This is a genomic window from Bradyrhizobium sp. MV1.5 (assembly GCF_055807615.1).
In genome coordinates, this window is sequence record NZ_JBVVPL010000005.1 from 238,786 (window position 1) to 260,698 (window position 21,913).

Consider the following 21,913-nt stretch of genomic DNA (forward strand, 5'->3'; position numbering starts at 1 on the left):
AAGGGGCGCCTGTCTTGATGGTCCCGCTCGGCCATATCCACGCCGCCTATGTTCGCAGCCATTTCGGCACCGCCGAGATGACGCTGTGGGATTCACCACGGCGCGACGAGATCGCTTTCGGGTTCGTGATGGCGACCGGCGGCCGGCCTCACGCGCGCATCGGGGGCCTCGCGGCATCCGCGATCTTCGTGCACGACGGACAGCGCTGACGGGCGCGATCAATGCGCGTTGCAGCGGCAACGCTCGTAATCGACGGGATCATGGCTGTTGACGATCGTGACGTGGTCGCCGTGGTTCAGCTTCAGCGCGCGCAGCCGGGCCTGGCTGGCGATCCGCATCTTGCGGTCCATATCGGCACGGCGCTGGAAATAGCCGAGCACCAGCGGCATGCGCGGCGATGCGTCGAGCTGGCCGTGATGGAAATAGCTGTCGCCGGCATGCAGCAGCCAATTGGCGCCTGATCGCACCGCGATGCCGCAATGGCCGAGCGCCTCGGCGGAGCAGTTTCATGCGCTGGCCCGCCGCATCATCGACGAGGCCGATGCCGCACGCAGCATGTTCAGGAGACCGAGCACCAAGACCAATGTGACGCTCGGCCTGATGCGCACGCTCGACGTGCCCCGGACGATCGCACTGCTCAAGCCGCTGACGGCGCGCGGCGACATCACGCTCCGGCTCGTCGACAGCGACGAGCGCGCCGACGCGCGGATCATCGCCAAGAGCATGCTGCGCGCTGACGAACATTTCGTGGCGCTGTGGAGCGAACGTTATGTCGCAGCGTTGCCGCCGTCGCATCCGTTGGCACTGAAGGAGAAGCTTCGCACTGCCGATCTCGCCGGCGTCCCCTTGATCGACCGCTGCCATTGCGAGCAAAGCGCATTCTTCGGCCGCGACCCGCAGGCCCGACGCGAGATCGAGGTCAAGGTCAGGCGCGAGGTCGGGGTCGCCTATCGCGCATCCGTGTCGCTACCGGATGCGCTGAAAGATCTTGTCGGGAAGCTGCAGAAGCAGAAGCAGAAGCAGAAGCCGGCCCGGAGCATGCGCCGGCCTTGAACGCGGAGCTATCCGAGCAAGCCTTTCAGTCCGGCATAGATGGAGCCAACGCCGGTTGCGGCGACGCCGGCCAGCGGCCCGACAGTCTGCATGAGGTCCTGTATCAGGCGGGCGCGGCGGCGCAGCTGTTCTTCGCCGACATGTTGCCCGAGCAGGCGCGCCATGCGAAAGGCGAACGCGTTGGGCTTGCCGCCCTGCGTCAGCACTCGCGGCAGGACCTGGAAGATCACGACGCTCAGGATGTTCCCCGAGACAAAGGCGAGCAGGATGCTGGCGCCGTACTCGAACACTTCCCGCCATTCGATCCAGGCTTCCGGCAGGATCGGGACATGATCGTGAAGTCCAGTCACCGTCAGCATCGCGATGATGCTGACGCTTGCGGTGAGGAACGCCAGTGCGAATGCCGTGAGAGCGGAGACCCGGTGCAGCGGATAGGCGAGGAATCCGAACAGGAGCGGTATGGCGATAGATGCGATCCTCAGCGGGATCGGCGACACGTTGAAGGTGATGGTCACGAGCACATGGGCGATTACCAGCAGCAGAGACGGAATCGCAAGATAGAGCACCGCATGCGTTCCGTAATAGCGAAGCGGATTCTTGTAGCGCTCGAGCCGGACATTGACGCGATCGAGATCGCGCCTGAGCCTTTCCAGATCGGCGACGATCTCCTCGATCTCGAGCAGTATCGGGCGTATCGCACGCAAGTCCCGCGAGCAATGCTTGCAGGCGATGGCTTCATCCTTGATGGTCTCGGCGCAAAACGGACATTCCATCGCTAGCGCGAATGCCTCCGTCTCATGACGGCCTCAATCTCGTCTCTGGCCCGCTTTAGCTCGTCGCGCAAATGCTCGCGCTTGCGCAGAAGTTCGTCGCGCTCCGCAACCAGCGTGGCGGGAGCGGCAATGTCACGCCCGCAGGATGCGCAAACCAGCGCGCCCTTCGCATTTCCCGCCAAGCAGTAAAGGCACGTCACTTAGGTGCGACCTTCAAAGTAAAGATGGTCGTGCCCGGGCGGCCGTCACTGTCCTTGACGTCGACACGCACCGTGTATTCGCCCGGCGGAAGTTCTGCGTCCTGCATGTTGATGCCGTCGAGCTTGACGAAGGGTTTGACTCGGGGCGTCAGATCGACGTTCGGCGTTCGAAGGAAGATCATCCTGACCGAATCCGGATCAATCTTTGCGCCGCCGAACGACTCGAATTTCAACACCAGCTGCATCGGCGAATTGACGGAAGCGCCAGGGGAGACGAATTCCACCTTCGGACCGCGCAGGATGCCACGGCGGTCGGCCGCAACGGCGCCTTTCGGAGGCGGCAGCTTCGCTTCCTCTTCCGTAATCAATTGCGTGGCGCGCGACGGGCCCGAGAACAGCAATCCCCCGGCCACGAAGCCGAGCAAGACAATCCACTTCATTTCCGCTGCACCCCTTCCCCCGTTGTCAACGCAAGCCGCCATCGCCGATGATTGTATACGGCGCCCAGAACAGCGGATGCGCATAAGTAAATTCGGTCCTGCCTTCGCTGTTGAGATAACCCGGACCATCGACGAGGGCCATCGCCGCTTGCCGCAGCGCCTCACTGCGTGACAGCTTGGGATCTTCGGCCTGCCGCTTGAACAAGTCGGTCACCAATTGCCGCGCCGACTGCGAATGCACCGACCAGTTCGTCACCAGCAGCGCGCGCGTTCCGGCATAGAAGAATGCGCGGCCGAGCCCGGATGCCGCCTCGGCCCCGGCGCCGGCGCCCGCCCCGGTGTTGCAGGCCGACAGAATGACCCAATCGGCGTCCAGCTTGAGGCCGAGGATCTCCTCCATGGTCAGAAGTCCGTCGCCGCCCTCACCCGTCACCGTCGGCGAAGACAAAGCGAGCGCCGGCTGCGTCAGCCCGTTCAGCTCGCCCGGGACGAGGCCATGCGTCGCAAAGGCCACGATCCTGAAACCGGAAAGATTCATGGTCTTCACCGCGCTCTCGGTGGCGTTCTTGCCGAGGAACAGCACCTTCGAGGGGTCTGCCTGCAGCGCCAGCGCAATCGATTTCAACTCATCGGCGGTATCGGGCAGTCGTGGCAACATACCAAGTTCCGCGCTGTCGACGCCTTCGAGCTTGGGACTGTTGCGCCGCCTCAGCGGCCCACCGCGCGTGATGTTGCCGCTGGCGTCGGCGACCTGAACCTTCTCCCCCCCGCCGTCCGCTTCGGCCTGCTGATCCCTGTTGAAATAGGGATCACCGAAGGCGACGAGGTCCCCGCGACCGGGCTTGCCCGGTGGCAATTGCCGTAGCGTGCGCAACGCCGCCGCCGACGGCACCGTCGATACGGCATGAGTCCGCGCCAGCCACGGCACATTTCGGTAACCGATGAAGAGCGGGTCCTCGTCCGCGGCCACCTCTGCCGGCGCCGTCGGCAACAACGACAACGGCAGCAACCCCAGCGCCCCGTTGGTCACGACGATCAGGTTTCTGGCCGGTTTCCAGCCGCTCTCCACCGGCTTGAGCAGCAGCTCATAGAGCTCATGGCCGAGCTTGAGGTCGAACGGCGGAATGTCCGAGATCATGGCTGCCTGCGGCTCGAGCGCCTCGCGCAGCTTGCGAATCTTGCTCTCGATGTCGCCGATCCTGGCTTGCACGGCGGCGAACGCCACCGGCCCCGACTTCGGCACGGCCCAGACGAAGCTGCCGTTTTGGCCAAAATAGAAGGACAGCATTGCCTCGTTGTCGGCAAGCGTCGCGCGGATCTCTGCGACGCTCGGCGGCCGGGGCGAGACGAGATCGGCGTAAGAAGGAAATTTCTGCTTGATCTGCTGGCGCGCCTTGTCGCGTTCGCCGCGCAAGGCCGCGATCGAAGCCTGGATCTGCTGAACGCCCTTTTCGTCGCGTTCCGCCGAGGGAAGCGCCAGCACGTTGTTGAGTGTGCCGAGCTGGGCGTTGACCTGTTTGGTCAGGTCCTGCTCCTTGCGGACGAGCTCGGCGAGCGCGGGATCCTTTGCTGCTGTGCGCGCACTGGAGGCCGCGAGCGCCTGCTGCACCGAACGACCACGAACGGCGTCGGCAAGACTGAAGGTCTCCTCGCCAATGCCGTTGCCCTCGGCCCTCGCGAGCAGCAGGAGATAGCTCTCGACGATTGCCTGCAGCCGCTGGCTGCGCGCCGCCACCACACTCGTGTTCTCGTCATCGGCGTTTTCGTTGGCGTTCGCCATCATGACCGGAATGGCCGCCTTGAATTCCCGGATCGCGTCGGCGTCGCGTCGCGCGCGCATCAGGCCGACCGCCAGGGTGCCGCGCGCCGAAGCGGCATCGAAATGGTTTTCCCCAACCCGGGCGATCTGCTTCTTGACGAGTTGCTCGGCCGCGGCAATGCCTGCGTCCAGCTGCCCGGAATTATACAGCGAGAGGATGCGAGACGGATTGAGCTCGAAGACCTGACGGCGCTGCGGTTCCCAATTGGCGATCGCCCGGTCGATGCGCGCGAACAGCTCGTTTCCTTCGGCGTTCTTGCGCTCAAGCGTCAGAATGCCGGCGAGCTGCGCGAGCAATTGCACCGTCGACTGGGAATCGTCTGGCACGCCGACCGTCCTGTTGATCTCCAGAGCGACACGGCCCAATTGCTCGGCTTCCTCGTAGCGACCTTGCTCGACGAGGATACCGGCGAGTCCCATCACGTAACGCGGCGTCACCGGATTGTACTTGCCGGTATCCTTCAGGCGCGAGAGCAGCGCGCGGCGTGCGTCGACCTCGGCTTCGGCCAGCCGGCCCTGCCGCGCCTTCATGCGAGCCTGGCTGAGCACGAGGTTGTCGATTGCCTGCAGCATGACGGTTTCCGCCGGGGGATTGTCCGAGTCCATCACGCCCTTCATGCCCGCACGCTTGCGCTGCTCCGACACGCGATAGGCGGCCTCGGCCTCCGCAAACTGCCCGCGCGCTTCGAAGATCAGGGCCCGTGTGGCCTCGAGCTCCCCTTCCCAGTTCTGTCCCAGGCGCGCGTAGGAGGCGCGCCAGTTCGGATGACCACTGGTACGCGCTTCCTGGATCGCGGACTGGGTGCGGCGCAGATAGCCTTCTGCCTGGGCGACATCGCCCATTTGGATGAGGTTGCCGGCCACGGACCTGTTGGCGCTCAATTGGTAGCCTTTTGCCCCCGGCTGGGTGGCCGTCTCACGCAACAAGCGCTGGATAACCTCGAGCGATCGTTTTGGATCACCGGCTGCAGCGTATTGCAGCGAGAGAAGCTGCTGCATGCGGCCCATCATGTTGGCCTCGACCGCACCACGGCCGATCTCGACGGCCTTGCCGGCGTCGCCGATGGACTCGGCGAGGCGGCCGAGCTGCGCGCGCGCATTAGCGCGGTCGAAATAGAATTGCGCGAGATCCGCGCGGGATTCCTTTCCCGTCGGTGTCGAATCCGCATCCGCCTTCAGCTCCGCGAGGAGTTTCGAGTCGGGCTTTTCGCTGTCGAGGATCGCGGTGATGTCGGCGATGGTGCGGGGCGGCGCGACGAAATCCTTTGGCAGCGCCGTGCCGGGTTCGAGCTTGGGTGCAGCTTCCTTCGGAAGCTCGACCGCGACGTTGGCGCGGCCATTGGCGGCGTTCAGGGCCGCCATCACACAGGCCCTGACTTGAGGCGAGGCCTTGGCGCGGCAACCCTCGAGATCGGCGCCGGCTTTGCGGCCCCCTTGGGCCTGCATGCAAGCGTGCACGATCGGCTTGCCGACGGTCATCCGGCAATTCTCAATCGCGGCCTCCTTGGTCAGTGCGGCGGCGGAGCAGGTTGATCCCAGCAGAACGGCAAGGACCAGCAGGAGGCGGGGGGAAACGGCCAGACGGCTCTTGCAAGGACGCGCGGCGTCTAAGCTCATCTTGAAGGACCTTCGGAAAAATGACTTTGAAGAAACGGGGCTATCCTATCCAGCCGGCCCGGGAGGACAAGGGCCATCATGCGGTTCCCTGATCGCCTCGACAGGCCTGGACGGCTACGGACGGCACGGTCCCCTGGATCGCGCACAGACAGGCGGCTTCAGGCCGACCGCGATTGATGGGCCGCAGGGTAAGATGACCGCCCTCGGACAGGCTGCGGGGCTGCGCGGATCAGCCCTTCGAGATCACCGCGCGGCCGTAGGGCGGCTGGGCCGCGACTGGCGGGTTGGCGGTCTGGGCGGCGAGTTCGCCGATCAGGCGGTCGGCATCGGCGGCCATGCCGTCGGGCGCCTGGATCACCAGCCGCTCCAGACCCCAGCGATAGGACGAGACGCGCTGCTCGAGGCACTGCTGCACCCACTGGATGATCAGCGAATTCTCCTGCATGCGCTCGACTGCGTCCTCCTTCTCCTTCGGAGAGAGGGAGGAGACACGCGCCATGCTGGCATTGCGCTTCTTGTCGAGGTCGATGACGCGGATCGCGGAGGCGAAGAACGGCTCGAAGCGGGTGATGTCGTTGCGCACGTCCTCCATCAGCTGCGCATAGCGCGAGGAATGCGAACGGTGCGGCTCGTCGATCAGCGTGCGTCCGTACATGGTGCGGTCGAACACGATCTTTTGCCGCCACGGCGAGGGCAGCGCCTTGTAGTCGCCGAACACGCTCTTCCAGGCTGGCCGCGACAGTGGCGGCTCGATCAGGGGATAGGCGAGGTCGCGGAGCTGGCGCTCCTCGTCCGTGAGCTGGAATTGGGATGGCTTCAGGCCGATGCTGGAGGTCACTTCCGCGCCCAGCCAGCGATGCATGTCGTCGCTGCGCATGTCGGCGCGGGTCCGGCCGAAATCACCGCCGCTACAGGCGGCAAGCGTCGCGCCCAGTGATGCGAGCATGATGGCCGTTACGACGGGCCGGATCTGGCGGAGGTTCTCCGGCATTGCAAAGGCCGAAGGCTAGCGGCGACGACGACGGCGCCCCGGCGCTGTGCCCTGCTCCGGCCCGTGATCGCCGCTGGTTTCGTCGCTCTCGCGCTCGATGCGGATCACGGGAAGGATCAAAATCGTGCCCATGTCCGCGCGCGGAGCCACGTCTCCCGACGCGCCCACCCGGCGACCGGCCGGAAATTCGATGATGGTCCCCATATCAGCTCTCTTCAATTGCCACGCGACCCGGCGCGCCTCTGCAACATGGCGATCATTAAGATCAGTTCATGGTTAACGGGGTGTAAACGTGCCGGCGGGACCGTAACCGCACGGGCGGGACCCGGCGTCCCGTTGCGGCACGAGACCGATTCAAAGCATGCGTTCGGCTTCACGCCTCGTTTTCCTTAACGAGCCTTTAAAGGAGCCCGCGATAGGCTGACGGCGAGTATCTTTTCCAGGTCGCGTATCTCCATGACCAAGTCGTTGTTTCCAGGATTCGACGGGCTGATGACCCTCTCCCGTCGCGAAGGCGTCGATGTTCGTCCGACGCTGCTGCGCGTGCTGACCGACCTCTACGTCCAGTCGAGCACCCACAGCGACGACGAGCAGCGCCAGTTCGTCGAGCTCGCCACGCGACTGATCGACCAGGTCGACGACGCGACGCGCGCGGCCGTCAAGGCGCGGCTTGCGATCTATCCGTCGACGCCGGCCCCGATCAAACAGAAGCTCGGACTGTCGGCCGCGCAGGAGGGCCGCAGGGTTCCGCTCGCGCGGGAAATCCCGGCGCCCGCGCCGCCGAGCGCGCGCTGATCCTGCACAATCTGGCGCAGACCCCGCTGAAGGCCGCGCCGCGGATTCCGACCGTGCGCGCCAAGCGCGCGATCCAGATCCTCGAGATGGCGGCGATCGCGGGCGATGTCGAGAATTTCACCTCCGAGCTCGGCGACAGCCTGATCCTGCCCTCGCGCGTCGCAGCCCAGATCGTCGACGATGCAAGCGGCGAAGCGCTCGCGGTCGCCGCGCGCGCACTCGACATGCCGAGCCCGGTGTTCCAGCGCATCCTGCTGTTCTTCAAGCCGGAGATCGGCAACTCCGTGACCGACGTATACCGGCTGTCGCGTCTTTACGATCGTCTCAGCGACCGCTCGGCTCTGGTGATGCTGGCCGCCTGGCGCGGCTCGACGCTCGCCGTCACCCGCGCCAAGTACCAGCCATCGCTGCACGACAGCGAGCGCCAGCGCGCGCGTGCGGGCGCAAGCCAGACGCGCCCGGGCGTACAGCCCGGCTCCGCGCCCGCGGTGCGGACGGGGACTGACGGATCGGATCGTTAGGTCTTCGCCAGCTCGAGAAAATGCCGCCCGGCGCGGTCTTCGGTCTCAACGATCCAGATGTCGGAGTCGAAGCGGATCTCTTTGTTCAGGCGCTCCTCCACCGCGGGCTCCGGCATCGGCTGCGGCGCAAGCGGCACGAAGAAGCGATCGACCGGCCGACCGTCGTCATAAGAGGTCTGCGGCGCCGGCACGTAGAGCATCGCATTGCCGTCAAGCAGCGAGACCTTCACGAACACCGCACCCGCCTCCTCCGCGCCGCGACGACGCACCGCGCCGTACACGCCCTCGGTCTGGCACCGGCGCAGATAGGCTGAGACCCAGATGTTTGATTTCAAACGCATGCGCGCACGATAAGCCAGCGCGGCAATGAGCACCAGCCTTCGGGCTTCGGTCTCGGCGAAGCGTAGACTATTCGACGGGGTGGCCGATCGCGGCGCCGAGCTCGCGGAGCAGGCGGTCGGACAGCTGGCCGGTGACCTGCATCTTGTGCTCGCGCTCGAATTTCTGGATCGCGGACTGGGTCTCGGCGCCCATCGCGCCTGTGATCTTCAAATTCCCGTAGCCGTATTCGGACAGCGCGCGCTGCACGCCGGCGATGCGCCGCGCCGCCGAGCCCTGATGCACGGGGATCGGCGCCGGCGGACGCGCGACGGAGGGCGGCGCCGAAATCGTTTGCTTGACCAGATTGGTCATGGGATCGCCCGAGCGCGGCGTCGATGCGGTCGCCTCGACGGGCCTCTCCGGCGGCTTTTCCGCAGGTCTGGGCTCGGCAGATCTGGACTCAGCACGAAACTCCGTCGCTCTCGGCTCGAGCGGCGAGGTATCGGCCCCGACGGGACGCGAACGGGGCAAAGGGTTCGACAGCGCCAGGGACGACGGTGCGGGAAGATTGATCACGGTGCCGAACATCGGCGCCGGATGCCGGCCGGTCTGGAGGAACAGTGCATTGGCAACGATCGCGCCGATGGCGGCAACGGCGACGAGACCGGCCAGGGTATCCTTGGGGCTATGCAGCAGCACGCGCAGCACGAGATTGCGCTCGGTCTCGACATCGATCACCGCAGCCTTGGCGCCACGGCGGCGCGGAGCGGCTTCGTTCTTGGCGGACTTCTTAGGCACTTTTCTTCACCAGAGCGGGTTGGTCCTGAACTTGGTCGTGAGAATGGTCCTGAAGTTCGTGGTGCTGAAGTTCCTGGCGCAGCACCGGCGTCAAGGTCGCGATCTTGCTCTCGCTCGCCTTGCTGTCGGACATCTTGGCCTCAGAGGTTTTGGCATCAAAAGTTTTGGCCTGCGGCGTGTAGACCAGCGGCAGCTTGACGGTGACGGCAGTGCCCTCGCCGAGCCTGCTTTGTACCGTCAATTCGCCGAGATGCAACGCCACGAGGCTCTTCACGATCGAAAGTCCGAGGCCGGTACCTTCGTGACGGCGCTGATAAGTCTTGCCGGCCTGGAAGAACGGCGCGCCGATGCGCTTGAGATCGTCAGGCGCGATGCCGATTCCGGTGTCGCTGACGCGCAGCGCAAGCTGCGAGCCCGAGACCGCTGCCGTGACGGTGACCTGACCGCCGCGCTCGGTGAACTTGACCGCGTTGGCGACGAGGTTGAGCACGATCTGCTTGAAGGCACGCGGATCGCCGGTCATGACAGGCAGGTCCTGCGGCGCATCGGTGACGAGATCGACGCCGTTCTCCCGCGCCTTCAGCGCCAGCAGATTGCAGCAATGCATCAAGGATGCACGCGGCGCGAACGGTTCCGACGCCATCTCGAAATTGCCCGATTCCATCTTGGACATGTCCAGGATGCCGTTGACGACCGAAAGCAGATGCTGGCCGGAATCGTTGATGAGCTGGGCGTATTCCCTCCGCTGGGCCGCGCCCAGCATCAAGGTCTGCTCCTGCGTGATCATCTCGGAGAAGCCGATGATGGCGTTGAGAGGCGTGCGCAGCTCATGGCTCATGGTGGCGAGGAAGCGCGTCTTGGCCGCGTCGGCCGCCTCTGCAGCGCTGCGCGCCTGATCGAACGCCTGCTCGGAGAGCTTGCGGTCGGTGACGTCGCGCATCACGGCGACGACATCGGCGTCTCGCGCGGCATCACGGCCCATATCCTGATCGAGCGGGCGGCAGCGCATCTCGACCCAGATGAAATCAACCTGGCCGCGCTCAGAGCCGGCACGCTCCCGGCGCAACCGGAACTCGACGCTGCGCACGTCGCCGCGCGCGGCATCGGACAGCGCCGTCAGATACGCCGGCCGATCGGCGACATGGACGCGATCGAACAGACCGTGGCCGAGCAGTTGCGCGACGGGCACGCCGAGCATGGCTTCCACCGCCGGTGAAATGAACTGCACCGCGCCGTTGCGCTGATGCCGCGAGATGACGTCGCTCATGTTCCGGGCCAGGAGGCGGTAACGCTCCTCCTCGCGCGACAGCAGCGCTACGCTGGTGCGCGCGAGCGATTCCGCACCGAAGGCAAGGCCTGCGGCATAGAGCGTCGCCGAGGCGACGCCGAACGCCATCAGCACCCCGCGTTCCGCGGCGCTGGTGTCGCCAATCGACAGCCAGCCGAGCTGGCTGACGAGGATCAGGATGCCCGCGCAGGATAGCGCCAGCAGCGAGGCGAAGGCCGCGACGCGGCGCGAGGCCGACAGCGCAGCTTCGAGGGGGACCACGACCAGCCAGATCGCGGCGAATGATTCGATGCCGCCGGTCGTCACCGCGACCGCCATGATCAGGCCCGCGAGCGCCAGCGACGACAGCACATGCGCGCCTTCGTAACGGCCGGTGCGCGACAGGAACCAGGACAACAGGATCGGCGCAATCAGCCAGGCGAAGGCTGCGACCTCGATCGCGCTCGGCGCGCCGCGCATGGCGAGATAGACCGGGAATGCGGCGAAGGCGGCCAGGCTGCCGAGCAGCCGCGGGGCCATGAAGGCACGATGGCGCGCTCGCGTCAGCGCGTCGTAACGCGCGGAGGGATGCAGCAGCGCATCGAGACAATCGCGGATGATACTCAAAACTGTCACGGGTCTCGCGCTTCGGCTCATTCGTCGGGAAGACGCGCCGGAACGCCTCCTTATCGTTGAGCCACCGTGTCAGAGCGACCTTAAACGAACACTAAGGCAGCGCGGCGGGCCGCCAGACACCGCGTCATCGCAGGGCTTTTTAGACGATTTGACGACGTCATCAGCGGGGATGGTGAACACAGGGTTTCACCGTGATCCGCATGGTTTCGAAATGGTGGACGGGCGTGGCGGCAAAATCACGGGCGTGGACGTCAATCGAAAATTTACGACGCCGTCGATAGCAAAGATTCTTGAGTCAATTTTCCGCGAATTAAGCGGAAGGCAATCACTTGCGATTTATCGAGAGTTGCTAGGTCCGACACCCGCGGAGATCGCCGCGGCGGGCTCTAACATACAGGTCGCAAGATGCGCTTTCTGCTTCGCATCACATTCTGGCTCGGGCTGGTGCTGGTGCTCCTGCCGCGGGACAAGACGCCCGAATCGGACAAGCTGCCGCAGATCGGCGCTGCCGACGCGGTGCAGGCTGCGACCGCGGCCGTCTCCGACATGACCCAGTTCTGCAAGCGCCAGCCCGCAGCCTGCGAGGTCGGCGGACAGGCCGCGACCATCATCGGCCAGCGCGCGCAGGACGGTGCGAAGAAGATCTACCAGATCATCAACGACAAGAAAGAGCAGCTCGAGAAGACCGACAAGAAGGCGCCCGACCACACCGGCTCGATCGCGCTGGCCGGCGAAGGCGATACCGCAACCAGCGAGGCGCCGCGCGACACCCTGTCCCAGGACGACCTCGCGCTGGAATGGCGCGGCCCGGCGCCCGCGACGGCGAATTAGCGCCCAAACCCTATCGATTTCGGCGCTTCGCGTCCCTATATTGGCCTGAACGGGAACTTTGGGCCAGCATGACGACGATCGACGAAATCAGGGACAATTTCGAGATTCTGGACGAGTGGGACGACCGCTATCGGTACGTCATCGAGCTCGGCCGCACCCTGGAACCGATGTCCGAGGCCGAGCATTCGGCCGAGAACAAGGTGAATGGCTGTGTCAGCCAGGTCTGGCTTCAGAAGCTGATCGATCATCGCGATGGCGGCGCGCCGATCCTGACATATCGCGGCGACAGTGACGCCCACATCGTGCGCGGGCTGGTCGCGATCGTGCTGTCGCTTTACTCCGGCCGCACGCCGCAGGAGATTCTTGCGACCGACGCCATTGCCGTATTCGACGAGTTCGGCTTTCGCGATCACCTGACGCCGCAGCGTTCCAACGGTCTGCGCTCGATGGTCGAGCGCATCAAAACCGACGCGAAAGAGGCGCTCGCGGAAGCGTCATAGAAATTCTACTTCCGCTTCCGCTGCTGCTGTCCCAGTCCCATCTGCTTCGCAAGCTGCGAGCGGGCCACCGCATAGTTCGGCGCGACCATGGGATAGTCGGCCGGCAGTCCCCATTTCTCGCGATATTGCTCCGGCGTCATGTTGTACTGGGTGCGCAGATGGCGCTTCAGCGACTTGAAGCGCTTGCCGTCTTCCAGACAGACCAGATAATCGGGCGCGATCGACTTCTTCAGCGAGACCGCCGGCTTCGCCGGCTCGAGCGGCGCCGTCTCGGTGCGGCCCGACGAAACGCGCACCAGCGCGCCGTGCACCTGGCTGATCAGGTTCGGAATCTCAGTTGCAGGCGTCGGATTGTTGCTGAGATAGGCCGACACGATGCTCGCCGTCAGCTCAATGAAATTCTTAGCCCCGGCATCCGACATCGGCCCCGCCTTTCTCCACCTTGCGTCTCACGGGAGAGACGACGTCAGAGTATTCCATGTCAACAATACGTTCGGCTGAATGGAACGACTGAGGAGTATGGGCCGATTTACTGACGAAGCAACAAGAACGCCAGCGCTTTACTTTGCCTGCGCCAGCGCTCAAGCCCCGCGCTGGTCAAGGTGGGAGCGCAGCTCGTCGATCGAGGCAAAGCGCATCATCCCCTCCGGCATCTGGGCTTCGATCGAGCCATCGGAGTAGAGCGAATAGGCCATGCCGTCGACGATGCCGGATTTGAGCACGGTCACGGGCGCCTGTTCGGCCGCGGCCGCCGGCTCCGGTGCGGGCGGCGGAGCAGCCTCCGCGAAGGTCGACGGCGAGCGCGGTGGCGGGCGCCGCGAGGCGGGCGGCGGCTCCGGAGGCCTCACACGGTCCGGCTTCGGCCAGGCGTCGTCAAAGCTCGCAGGCGGCGTCTCCGGAGCGGCAGGCTCCGCGGATGGCTCGGCATGCGGCAGGGGCGGCAAGCCCTCGCCGGTCTTCGCCTCCGCGCGCTCGCGCTCCTTGCGCGAGGTCGAGGCGAACAGCAGGTTGCGCCGGCGCGGCGGTTCCGGAACCTCCGGCGGGCTCGGAGCTTCGGGCGCTGGTGGAGGCTCGGCGCGCGGACGCTCGCGCGCGGCTGCTTCGTTCTGCCAGGGCGGCGGTCCTGCGGCCGGCAACGGCGGCGCGGGCTCGATCTTCTCTGCTCCCGGCTCAGGCGCGGGGGCAGGCGTTCCAGCCATCCCGAGACCCGGCAGCACGGGCCTGACCCGAACGTCGGATGGTGCGATGGACCCAGCCAGCCGGCGGGCAATGCCCTTCAGTTCCGCGACCACGACGTAGAGGCCGGCCAGTAACAGTCCGGAGCAGACGCCGATGGTGCCGGAGATTATGAGGGTACTGCCGAGACTGAATTCCCTGACGGTGAAGCCGAACAGGATCGCAAGGAGGCCCGCCAAAACGGCGAAAATCCCAGCGATCAACAAAGCCAAGGTCATCGAACTCACCCCCGGCCGCGCATCCACACGCGACACTCGTCACGCCACGATACCGTCATCCGGTGTTCCACGCCAACGTCGAATTATAGCCTGCGTTCCTAAAGGAAAGGAAATCAGGGACTTATTCACATTCCCTTCAGCTACGGCTCGCTACTTCTAAGCTGCTCTCGATGTGGTCGGATTTGCTGCGTTGCATCAGGAATTTAGCCATAATGCCCAATTACTTGGTAATGGAACTGCGCTATAGGGATTCCGGGGAGCAGGCCCGCGCGCACCAGCAGGGCCAAGAGGGGATTCCGGGTCACCAATAGCCATGACATCCATCACGACTTCGGCGATCGACACGCCTCTGCGGCGCTCGGTTGAACGGACTTGCGACGATCTCGCCATGCTGGTGCTGGCTGCGGTCGCCGTCATTGCAGGCTTGACTTTCCGCGACTATGGGCTCGGCTGGGACGACTACACCCACGCCGAATATGCCGACCTGCTGCTGCGCATGTTCGGTTCCGGTTTCAAGGACACCGCGGCACTCTCCTTCGCCAATCTCTACATGTATGGCGGCGGCTTCGACATGGTCGCGGCCCTCCTGCACAAGGTGATTCCGCTCGAGCTGTTCGAGACGCGCCGTCTGGTCGGCGCCGTCGTCGGCGTGATCGGACTTGCGGTGACGTGGCGGCTCGGCCGCCGTGTCGGCGGCCCCCTTGCGGGACTTGCCTCACTCCTGCTGCTCGCGCTCTGCCCGATCTTCTACGGCCACATGTTCATGAACCCGAAGGATGCGCCCTTCGCGGTGGCCATGATCATCCTGATGCTGGGCCTCGTCCGCCTCGCCGAAGAATATCCGCAACCTTCGCCGCGCACGATCCTCATCGTCGGCCTTGGTGCCGGCCTTTCGCTCGGCACCCGCATCCTCGGTGGCCTTGCGCTGGTCTATGCCGTGATCGGCTTCATGCCGCTGTTCCTGGAGGAACTGCGCAGCGAGGGCCTGCGCGAGTCGTTCCGACGCTTCGCTCATGTCGTCTACGTGCTGCTGCCCGGCCTCGTGCTCGGCTATCTCGTGATGGGGCTGATCTGGCCGTGGTCGATCATGGAGCCCGGCAATCCCTTCGAGGCGCTGACCTACTTCTCGCACTTCTTCGAGAAACCCTGGAAGGAGATGTTCGACGGCGCGATCGTATCCGTGCCCGACATGCCCTGGTCCTATCTGCCGACGCTGTTCGCGCTTCAGTTGCCCGAGGTGATGCTGGTGCTGATGTTCGGCGCCGTGATCGGCACCTTCGCACTGCTGCCGCGTAGTGAGGTTCCCGCTCGCCGCAAGACCATCCTGCTGATGCTCACGCTCGCCGCGACGCTGCCGCTCGCGATCGCGATGGTGAAGCGGCCGGCGCTGTACAACGGCATCCGCCATTTCGTCTTCGTGATCCCGCCGATGGCGGTGCTCGGTGGCGTCGCCTTTGGCTGGGCCATGGAGCGCCTGCGCGCCAAGCACCGCACCTGGCAGCCGGTCGTGCTCGCCACCTTCTGCTTTGGCCTTGCGCTCTCGCTGGCCGAGATGATCCGGCTGCATCCCTATCAATACACCCACTTCAACCACATCGCCGGCACCGTGCGCGGTGCCGACGACCGCTTCATGCTGGACTATTGGGGTCTGGCGCTGAAGCAGGCCTCCGACGAATTGCGCGAGCAGCTGGTGGAACGCCAGGAAGTGCCGCCGCGCAACCGCAAATGGAAGGTCGCTGTGTGCGGTCCGCAGCGCCCCGCCCAGGTCGCGCTCGGTCCCGATTTCACCATCGGCTGGGATTCCAATGCCGCCGATTTCGCCATGACGCTCGGCGAGTTCTACTGCAAGGGCCTCACCGCGCCGGTGCTGGTCGAGATCAAGCGCGACGACGTGGTGTTCGCCCGCGTCTACGACATCCGCGGCAGCAGCATTTCCAGCCTGCTCTCGATCCCGGCGCCATAATAAATTCCTCCGGCCCGTAGCCCGGATGAGCGCAGCGACATCCGGGGCCTATCAGGCAGCCCCGCATGTCGCTTCGCTCATGCGGGCTACGCTGGACTGCCGCGCTTTGTGTGCCTTGCTGGCAGGTCGCGGCAAGACTAGGCTCCCTCCCCTCAACAACGATGTTCGGAGAGATCAGCCATGTCGCCAGCGGAAGCGCGCCTGAAGGAAGTGCCGTCGAACATGACGGAGGCCGAGTGGCAGCAACGGGTTAATCTCGCCGCCTGCTATCGCCTCGTCTCGCTCTACGGCTGGGACGATTTGGTCGACACCCACATATCCGCGCGCGTGCCCGGCCCCGACCATCATTTCCTCATCAACCCCTACGGGCTGATGTTCGACGAGATCACGGCGTCGAGTCTGGTCAAGGTCGATCTGCACGGCAACCAGCTCTCCGAGAGCGAGTACAGCATCAACCCCGCCGGCTTCACCATCCACTCGGCGATCCACGAGGTGCGCGAGGACGCCATCTGCGTGCTGCATCTCCACACCCTCGACGGCACCGCGGTTTCGAGCAGCGCCGAAGGCCTGCTGCCGCTGAACCAGACCGCCCAGCTCGTCACCCACGACCTCGCCTATCACGACTACGAGGGCATCGCGCTCGACCACGACGAGCGGCCGCGGCTGCAGAAGGACCTTGGCGACCACAACCACATGCTGCTGCGCAACCACGGCACGATGACGGTCGGCCGCTCGGTCGCCTCGGCGTTCGAGCGCATGTATCACCTGGAGCGGGCCTGCTCGATGCAGGTGCGTACGCGCGCGCTGGGCACCCCGGTCTACCCGGTCGACGATGTCGCGATCGACAAGAACACCGAGCTGCTCGCCAACCGCGACCGCGCCGAGTTGCGCGCCACCAACCTCGTATGGCCGCCGCTGCTGCGCAAGCTGGACCGCGAGCTTCCGGGTTACCGCTCTTGAAATTTTCGGGATTTGGTGTAGGGTAGCGTTCAACGAACCTCTACGCCTTTTTGGAATGAAACGCCGCCCAATTCCGGGCGGCGTTTTTATTTGGCCCCGTCATTGCGAGGAGCAAAGCGGCGAAGCATTCCAGGCTGTCTCCGCCGAGAGATTTCTGGATTGCTTCGCTACGCTCGCAACGACGAGGACAGAGCGCCCTACTTCACCTCCGCCAGCGCCGCGAGGATGCGCGCCCAGGAGCGGATGCCTTTCTGGAAGCTGCGGAGGTCGTACTTCTCGTTCGGCGAGTGGATGTTGTCGTCGTCGAGGCCGAAACCGACGAGCAGCGAGTCCAGCCCCAGCGTGCGCTTGAAGTCCGCGACGATCGGGATCGAGGCGCCCGAGCCCATCAGTACGGTCTCCTTGCCCCATTCCTCGGTCAGCGCGGTTTTGGCCGCGGCGAGCGGCTTCATGTTCCAGTCGAGCGCAATCGCAGGCCCGGCAGAGTGGTCGCCGAACTCGACCTTGCAGTCTCCCGGAATGCGCGCCGTCACGTACTCACGGAAAGCCCTTCTGATCTTCGCGGGATCCTGGCCTTCGACCAGCCGGAACGAGACCTTGGCCGATGCGTGCGACGGGATCACCGTCTTCGAGCCCTCACCGATATATCCGCCCCAGATGCCGTTGACGTCGCAGGTCGGACGCGTGGAAGCCTGCTCGACCAGGAGCCTGCCCTTCTCGCCGGCGGGTATCGATAGCCCAACGGGCTTGAGGAACGTGTCCGGTGTGAAATCGAGCTTCTTCCACTGCGCGAGAATGTCCGGCGGCGTGTCCTTCACCCCGTCATAGAAGCCGGGAATAGTGATACGGTTGTCATCGTCGAACAGCCCGCCGAGAATTTTGGTCAGCACCCGGATCGGGTTCATCGCGCTGCCGCCGAACACGCCGGAATGCAGGTCGCGATTGGCGGCGGTGATCTTGAGCTCCTCATAGAGCAGGCCGCGCAGCGAGGTCGTGATCGCCGGCGTGTCGCGGTCCCACATGCCGGTGTCGCAGACCAGCACGTAGTCCGCCCTAAACTCGTCCTTGTTGGCTTCGATGAACGGCACGAAGTTCTTCGAGCCGACTTCTTCCTCGCCTTCGATCAGGAACGTGACATCGATCGGCAGCGACCCCGTCACTTTCTTCCAGGCGCGGCAGGCCTCGACGAAGGTCATGACCTGGCCCTTGTCGTCCTCGGCGCCGCGCGCCACGATGATCTTGCGGCCGTCGGCATGGTCGGTCACAGCAGGCTCGAATGGCGGACGGTGCCAGAGCTCAAGCGGATCGACCGGCTGCACATCATAGTGGCCGTAGAACAGCACATGTGGCCGGCCGCCCGCGACGCTCTTGCCGACGACCGCGGGATGGCCGGCGGTCGGCCTCACTTCAGTCGCAACGCCGAGGCTCGCGATGTCCCTGGCAAGATGCTCGGCCGCCGCCTTGCAATCGGCCGCGAAGGCCGGATCGGCGGAGATCGACTTGATCCGCAACAGCGAGAACAGACGCTCCAGGCTGTTGTCGAACTCCTTGTCGATGTGGTCGAGCACGGATTGAAGCTGCGCATTTGCCATTGGTCGTATTCCCTGCGTTCGAATCCCAAGACGTCGGGGCTCAAGATGTCTTCTCAAGAACTATCGGCTTTTAGCGCCGCCGCGGCGTTGGGGCCAGCCGCAACCGGCGGATGCCGGATGTGCCATGCGAGACTAGCTGCGAGGACCGCCGTGGCGACAAGGTTATTGCCCCAGGCCTGCAAGACATTGGGAAACCACGGCAGCGCCAGCAGCATGAGGATGCCGGCGGCGCCAAGGGCGAGCCAGGTTCCCAGGCGCACGTTCGCCCGCTCGTCGAAGGCGGCACGATGCATCAGCACCGTCATCGGGAAGAACAGCCAGATGAAGTAGTATTGCCGCGCCAGGGGCGAGGCCACCGTCATCAGGCAGAACAGGATGCCGAGCTCCTCGGCGTCCGAGCGCGCCGTACGCCGCATTTGCCGTGGCATGACCGCGACGAAGCCCAATCCGAGCAACGCCGACAGCGCCAGCACGATCCAGTTCGCCGTCCCGTAATCGACGTCGATGACGTTCATTGTGCGAGGCGGCTTGTTCGGATCCTCCTGATTGTAGTTGATGGGCCGGACCAGCCGGTGCGTGACAGCAATGAGCGACTGGTTCACCCACGACCAGTTCTGCTCGTCGCGCTGGCCAAATCCTTTTTCCGAACTCGACCCGACCATGCCCTGATACCAGGTCTTGACCTCGGCGGCGTTGCGCTCGAAGCCGCGAATGGGGGCCGGCACGATATAGAGAAGTATGCCGGTGAAGGCGACCGTAGCGACAGCGGCTCCCCACTTTCGCCGCCAGACCAGATAGGGCAGCACCGCAATGGGAAACACCTTGATAGCGGTGGCGAGCGCGAACATGAAGCCTGCGAGCCAGGAGCGTTGATGCTGCAAGCTCCAGAAGCCGTAGAGAATCATCGCCAGCAGGACGAGGTTCGGCTGGCCAAGATCGAACATGTCGAACACGAAGGTCACGGTGACGAGAGCGGGCAGCGCCTCCAGCCAGGGGCCAGGCGTGCGGCCCGAACCGGTCATGGCATTGGAGAGCATCCCGGTGTACCACCACGCCGCAATATTCAGGATCGACAGCACGGTGTAGAGCGCGATCTTGCCGAACCAGCTCGGGATCGCCAGCAGGATCGCCGGCAGCGGTGGGTAGATGAACTCGAAGTACTCGCGGATGTCGGCGGGATAGAGCGGCCCACCGTTCAAGACCTGCTGCCCGGCCCAGTACCACAGGCCGTAGTCCTTGGTTTTGCCGTGGCCGAAGATCTCGGGACCAAGGACATCGGCAGCCAGGATGAAGCAGCAGAGCAGGAAGAGCAGGTCGAGCGGCGCACGCAACGACAGGTTTCGGAATGCGCCGGGTCGGACGAAAGATTTAAGTGAGGTCACGATGTGGTCCAGTCAGGGGCCATAGCACCTAGCAGACCGACGGACGCTTGGAGAGTCCTGATCACCCGAATTTGTACCCGCCGCGCACAAGCGGCGGGTCTGCGGACGAATTGCCTCAAACGAGGCTTTCTGCCTACCTGCGCAGCAAGCCGCCGAGCGCGCCGCGGACCAGCGTGCGGCCGATCGAGCCACCAAGCTGGCCGGCGACCGACTTGCCGATATTGGCGGCCATCCCCCCGATCACCTGATTGGTAACCGATCGGGTCATGTCGCGGGCGATGACCTGGCCGGTCGAGAGGCGGCCGCGCTTGACGTTGGTACCGAAGATGCTGCCGACCATCGAGCCGATCTGGCCGAGGATGCCGCCGCCTCCATTTCCGCCAGCCGCGCCGGGATCGGCAGTCGCAGCCGTGCCGGCAATGCGCTTCTGAATCATCTCGTAGGCGGACTCTGCATCGACGGCGGTGTCGTATTTGCCCTTCACCGGGCTTGCATCCATGATCGCCTTGCGCTCTTCCGGCGTGATCGGTCCGATCCGGGCCGATGGCGGCCGGATCATCACCCGCTCGACCATCGCCGGCGTGCCGTTGCCTTCGAGAAACGAGACCAGCGCCTCGCCCTTGCCGAGCTCCATGATCACCTTCGCAGTGTCGAGCTTCGGGTTGGGCCGGAAGGTCTGGGCCGCGGCGGCGACCGCCTTCTGGTCGCGCGGGGTGAAGGCGCGCAGCGCGTGCTGCACCCGGTTGCCCAATTGTCCGAGCACCCGGTCGGGGACGTCGACCGGGTTTTGCGTCACGAAATAGACGCCGACGCCTTTGGAGCGGATCAGGCGCACCACCTGCTCGATCTTGTCCATCAGCGCCTTGGGCGCGTCGTTGAACAACAGATGCGCCTCGTCGAAGAAGAAGACCAGCTTCGGCTTGGGCAGGTCACCGGCCTCGGGCAGCTCCTCGAACAATTCCGACAGCATCCACAGCAGGAATGTCGCGTAAAGCCGTGGGCTCTGCAGCAGCTTGTCGGCGACGAGGATGTTGACCATGCCGCGGCCGTCGCGGTCGGTCTTCATGAAGTCTTTCAGCGTCAGCGCCGGCTCGCCGAAGAATTTGGTGGCGCCCTGGTTCTCCAGCACCAGAAGCTGGCGCTGGATGGTGCCGACCGTGGCCTTGGTGACGTTGCCAAAACCCTGCGCCGCCTTCTTGATCTCGGCAAGCGGACTCTCCTCGGCATCCGTCCCCTTCTTGCCGGCATCGGGCACGATGGCATCGAGCAGCGCGCGCAGATCCTTCATGTCGATCAGCGTCAGCCCGTTGTCGTCGGCGACGCGGAAGGCGACGTTGAGCACGCCTTCCTGCACGTCGTTCAGGTCCAGCATACGTGCGAGCAGCAGCGGGCCCATTTCCGTGACGGTCGCACGCACCGGGTGGCCCTGCTCGCCGAACACGTCCCAGAACACCGTCGAGAACTGGTCGGGCTCGAACGTCAGGCCCATCTCGGTGGCGCGCTTGACGATGAAATCCTTGGCTTCGCCAACCTCGGAGATGCCGGAGAGGTCGCCCTTGATGTCGGCCGCGAACACTGGAACACCGGCGCGCGCAAATCCTTCCGCCATCACTTGCAGCGAGACCGTCTTGCCGGTTCCGGTTGCACCCGTGACGAGGCCGTGGCGATTGGCGAACGCCAGCGTCAGCCATGCCTGCTCGTTTCCTTTACCGACGAAGATCTTCTCGTCGGTATCACCGAGCTTGCTGTCCTGTGCGGTCATTATTCTCTGATCTCTCTGCCCTGTTTCGCATATCGAAACTCGAATGCACCAGTTCCGTAGTTTAACGCATGTCGCACGCTGATTGAAACCATTCAACGCGCTCCGGGCATGCGACATCGTCGGAAACATGCGGGTGGCATCCGCCGAAAGTAGGAACGACGCGTTCGCATCGCGGCATTTTTCTGCCGATTTCATCTCCGCTCTTGCATCACTGCAACACTTCTCGCGCGTTCGAGAC

The 21,913-nt window shown here is 64.7% G+C and carries 20 protein-coding genes and 1 pseudogene; 7 read left to right on the forward strand and 14 right to left on the reverse strand.

Translation table 11 applies throughout. The features are described 5' to 3' along the window. The first annotated feature begins 17 nt into the window (after positions 1 to 17). A complete protein-coding gene (locus AC0L2J_RS07480; protein WP_473388295.1) occupies positions 18 to 209 on the forward strand; it encodes an amino acid synthesis family protein in 192 nt (63 codons plus the stop codon). A 9-nt stretch (positions 210 to 218) separates the two neighbouring features. On the opposite strand, the gene AC0L2J_RS07485 is transcribed toward AC0L2J_RS07480, so the two are convergent. Further along, the gene (locus tag AC0L2J_RS07485; protein WP_473388240.1) at positions 219 to 467 is read right to left on the reverse strand and encodes a hypothetical protein; all 249 of its coding nucleotides are present in this window, start codon (positions 465 to 467) and stop codon (positions 219 to 221) included. Here AC0L2J_RS07485 and AC0L2J_RS07490 point away from each other — a divergent pair. After that, entirely contained in the window at positions 451 to 1,053 is a 603-nt protein-coding gene (locus AC0L2J_RS07490) for a hypothetical protein (RefSeq protein ID WP_473388244.1), read from the forward strand. The genes AC0L2J_RS07485 and AC0L2J_RS07490 overlap by 17 nt on opposite strands. An 8-nt stretch (positions 1,054 to 1,061) precedes the next feature. On the opposite strand, the gene AC0L2J_RS07495 is transcribed toward AC0L2J_RS07490, so the two are convergent. From AC0L2J_RS07495 to AC0L2J_RS07515, 5 genes are all read right to left on the reverse strand, one after another. Next, positions 1,062 to 1,826 carry a hypothetical protein gene (locus AC0L2J_RS07495; protein ID WP_007608222.1) on the reverse strand — a complete coding sequence of 255 codons (765 nt, stop codon included), beginning with the start codon at positions 1,824 to 1,826 and terminating at the stop codon, positions 1,062 to 1,064. 196 nt (positions 1,827 to 2,022) lie between these two features. Continuing rightward, positions 2,023 to 2,466 carry an Ig domain-containing protein gene (locus AC0L2J_RS07500; RefSeq protein ID WP_473251295.1) on the reverse strand — a complete coding sequence of 148 codons (444 nt, stop codon included), beginning with the start codon at positions 2,464 to 2,466 and terminating at the stop codon, positions 2,023 to 2,025. Between the two features lie 25 nt (positions 2,467 to 2,491). Next, entirely contained in the window at positions 2,492 to 5,902 is a 3,411-nt protein-coding gene (locus tag AC0L2J_RS07505; RefSeq protein ID WP_473388247.1) for a CHAT domain-containing tetratricopeptide repeat protein, read from the reverse strand. Between the two features lie 229 nt (positions 5,903 to 6,131). Then, positions 6,132 to 6,893: a hypothetical protein gene (locus AC0L2J_RS07510; protein ID WP_063993080.1), complete on the reverse strand. Its 762-nt coding sequence runs from the start codon at positions 6,891 to 6,893 to the stop codon at positions 6,132 to 6,134. 15 nt (positions 6,894 to 6,908) lie between these two features. Next, entirely contained in the window at positions 6,909 to 7,097 is a 189-nt protein-coding gene (locus AC0L2J_RS07515; protein ID WP_007608215.1) for a hypothetical protein, read from the reverse strand. A gap of 252 nt (positions 7,098 to 7,349) precedes the next feature. On the opposite strand from AC0L2J_RS07515, the pseudogene AC0L2J_RS07520 reads away from it, so the two are divergent. Then, positions 7,350 to 8,209 (forward strand): annotated as a pseudogene (locus tag AC0L2J_RS07520) (DUF2336 domain-containing protein). Here the strand turns inward: AC0L2J_RS07520 and AC0L2J_RS07525 are convergent. The 3 genes from AC0L2J_RS07525 to AC0L2J_RS07535 all read right to left on the reverse strand — a co-directional run bounded on the left by AC0L2J_RS07525 (position 8,206) and on the right by AC0L2J_RS07535 (position 11,252). Then, the gene (locus tag AC0L2J_RS07525; RefSeq protein WP_063993082.1) at positions 8,206 to 8,550 is read right to left on the reverse strand and encodes a DUF1491 family protein; all 345 of its coding nucleotides are present in this window, start codon (positions 8,548 to 8,550) and stop codon (positions 8,206 to 8,208) included. The pseudogene AC0L2J_RS07520 and the gene AC0L2J_RS07525 sit on opposite strands and share 4 nt — an antisense overlap. Positions 8,551 to 8,617: 67 nt before the next feature. Further along, a complete protein-coding gene (locus tag AC0L2J_RS07530; RefSeq protein WP_007608208.1) occupies positions 8,618 to 9,328 on the reverse strand; it encodes a peptidoglycan-binding domain-containing protein in 711 nt (236 codons plus the stop codon). Then, positions 9,321 to 11,252, reverse strand: a complete 1,932-nt coding sequence (locus tag AC0L2J_RS07535; protein ID WP_473388250.1) for a PAS domain-containing sensor histidine kinase — start codon at positions 11,250 to 11,252, stop codon at positions 9,321 to 9,323. The genes AC0L2J_RS07530 and AC0L2J_RS07535 overlap by 8 nt, the downstream gene beginning before the upstream one ends. 384 nt (positions 11,253 to 11,636) lie before the next feature. Between AC0L2J_RS07535 and AC0L2J_RS07540 the strand changes: the two genes are divergently transcribed. Together AC0L2J_RS07540 and AC0L2J_RS07545 are read left to right on the forward strand one after the other, a co-directional pair. Then, positions 11,637 to 12,062 carry a DUF5330 domain-containing protein gene (locus tag AC0L2J_RS07540; RefSeq protein WP_007608202.1) on the forward strand — a complete coding sequence of 142 codons (426 nt, stop codon included), beginning with the start codon at positions 11,637 to 11,639 and terminating at the stop codon, positions 12,060 to 12,062. A gap of 68 nt (positions 12,063 to 12,130) precedes the next feature. After that, entirely contained in the window at positions 12,131 to 12,562 is a 432-nt protein-coding gene (locus AC0L2J_RS07545) for a SufE family protein (RefSeq protein WP_007608201.1), read from the forward strand. A 5-nt stretch (positions 12,563 to 12,567) separates the two neighbouring features. Here AC0L2J_RS07545 and AC0L2J_RS07550 read toward each other — a convergent pair whose 3' ends face one another. Together AC0L2J_RS07550 and AC0L2J_RS07555 are read right to left on the reverse strand one after the other, a co-directional pair. Next, the gene (locus AC0L2J_RS07550; RefSeq protein ID WP_007608200.1) at positions 12,568 to 12,984 is read right to left on the reverse strand and encodes a Ros/MucR family transcriptional regulator; all 417 of its coding nucleotides are present in this window, start codon (positions 12,982 to 12,984) and stop codon (positions 12,568 to 12,570) included. A gap of 159 nt (positions 12,985 to 13,143) precedes the next feature. After that, entirely contained in the window at positions 13,144 to 14,016 is an 873-nt protein-coding gene (locus tag AC0L2J_RS07555) for a DUF308 domain-containing protein (RefSeq protein WP_473388254.1), read from the reverse strand. Positions 14,017 to 14,329: 313 nt separating this feature from the next. Here AC0L2J_RS07555 and AC0L2J_RS07560 point away from each other — a divergent pair, with 313 nt between their 5' ends. After that, the gene (locus AC0L2J_RS07560) at positions 14,330 to 15,979 is read left to right on the forward strand and encodes an ArnT family glycosyltransferase (RefSeq protein ID WP_473388258.1); all 1,650 of its coding nucleotides are present in this window, start codon (positions 14,330 to 14,332) and stop codon (positions 15,977 to 15,979) included. A gap of 180 nt (positions 15,980 to 16,159) precedes the next feature. Next, positions 16,160 to 16,939, forward strand: coding sequence for a class II aldolase/adducin family protein (locus AC0L2J_RS07565; RefSeq protein WP_007593534.1), 780 nt, complete (start codon positions 16,160 to 16,162; stop codon positions 16,937 to 16,939). Positions 16,940 to 17,136: 197 nt separating this feature from the next. On the opposite strand, the gene AC0L2J_RS07570 is transcribed toward AC0L2J_RS07565, so the two are convergent. The 3 genes from AC0L2J_RS07570 to AC0L2J_RS07580 all read right to left on the reverse strand — a co-directional run bounded on the left by AC0L2J_RS07570 (position 17,137) and on the right by AC0L2J_RS07580 (position 21,675). Then, positions 17,137 to 18,531 (reverse strand): M20/M25/M40 family metallo-hydrolase, encoded by a 1,395-nt coding sequence (locus tag AC0L2J_RS07570; protein WP_473388262.1) that lies wholly within the window; start codon positions 18,529 to 18,531, stop codon positions 17,137 to 17,139. Between the two features lie 53 nt (positions 18,532 to 18,584). Then, the gene (locus tag AC0L2J_RS07575) at positions 18,585 to 19,913 is read right to left on the reverse strand and encodes a glycosyltransferase family 87 protein (RefSeq protein WP_473247463.1); all 1,329 of its coding nucleotides are present in this window, start codon (positions 19,911 to 19,913) and stop codon (positions 18,585 to 18,587) included. A gap of 133 nt (positions 19,914 to 20,046) precedes the next feature. Then, the gene (locus AC0L2J_RS07580; RefSeq protein WP_007608195.1) at positions 20,047 to 21,675 is read right to left on the reverse strand and encodes a helicase HerA-like domain-containing protein; all 1,629 of its coding nucleotides are present in this window, start codon (positions 21,673 to 21,675) and stop codon (positions 20,047 to 20,049) included. Positions 21,676 to 21,913: the final 238 nt, after the last annotated feature.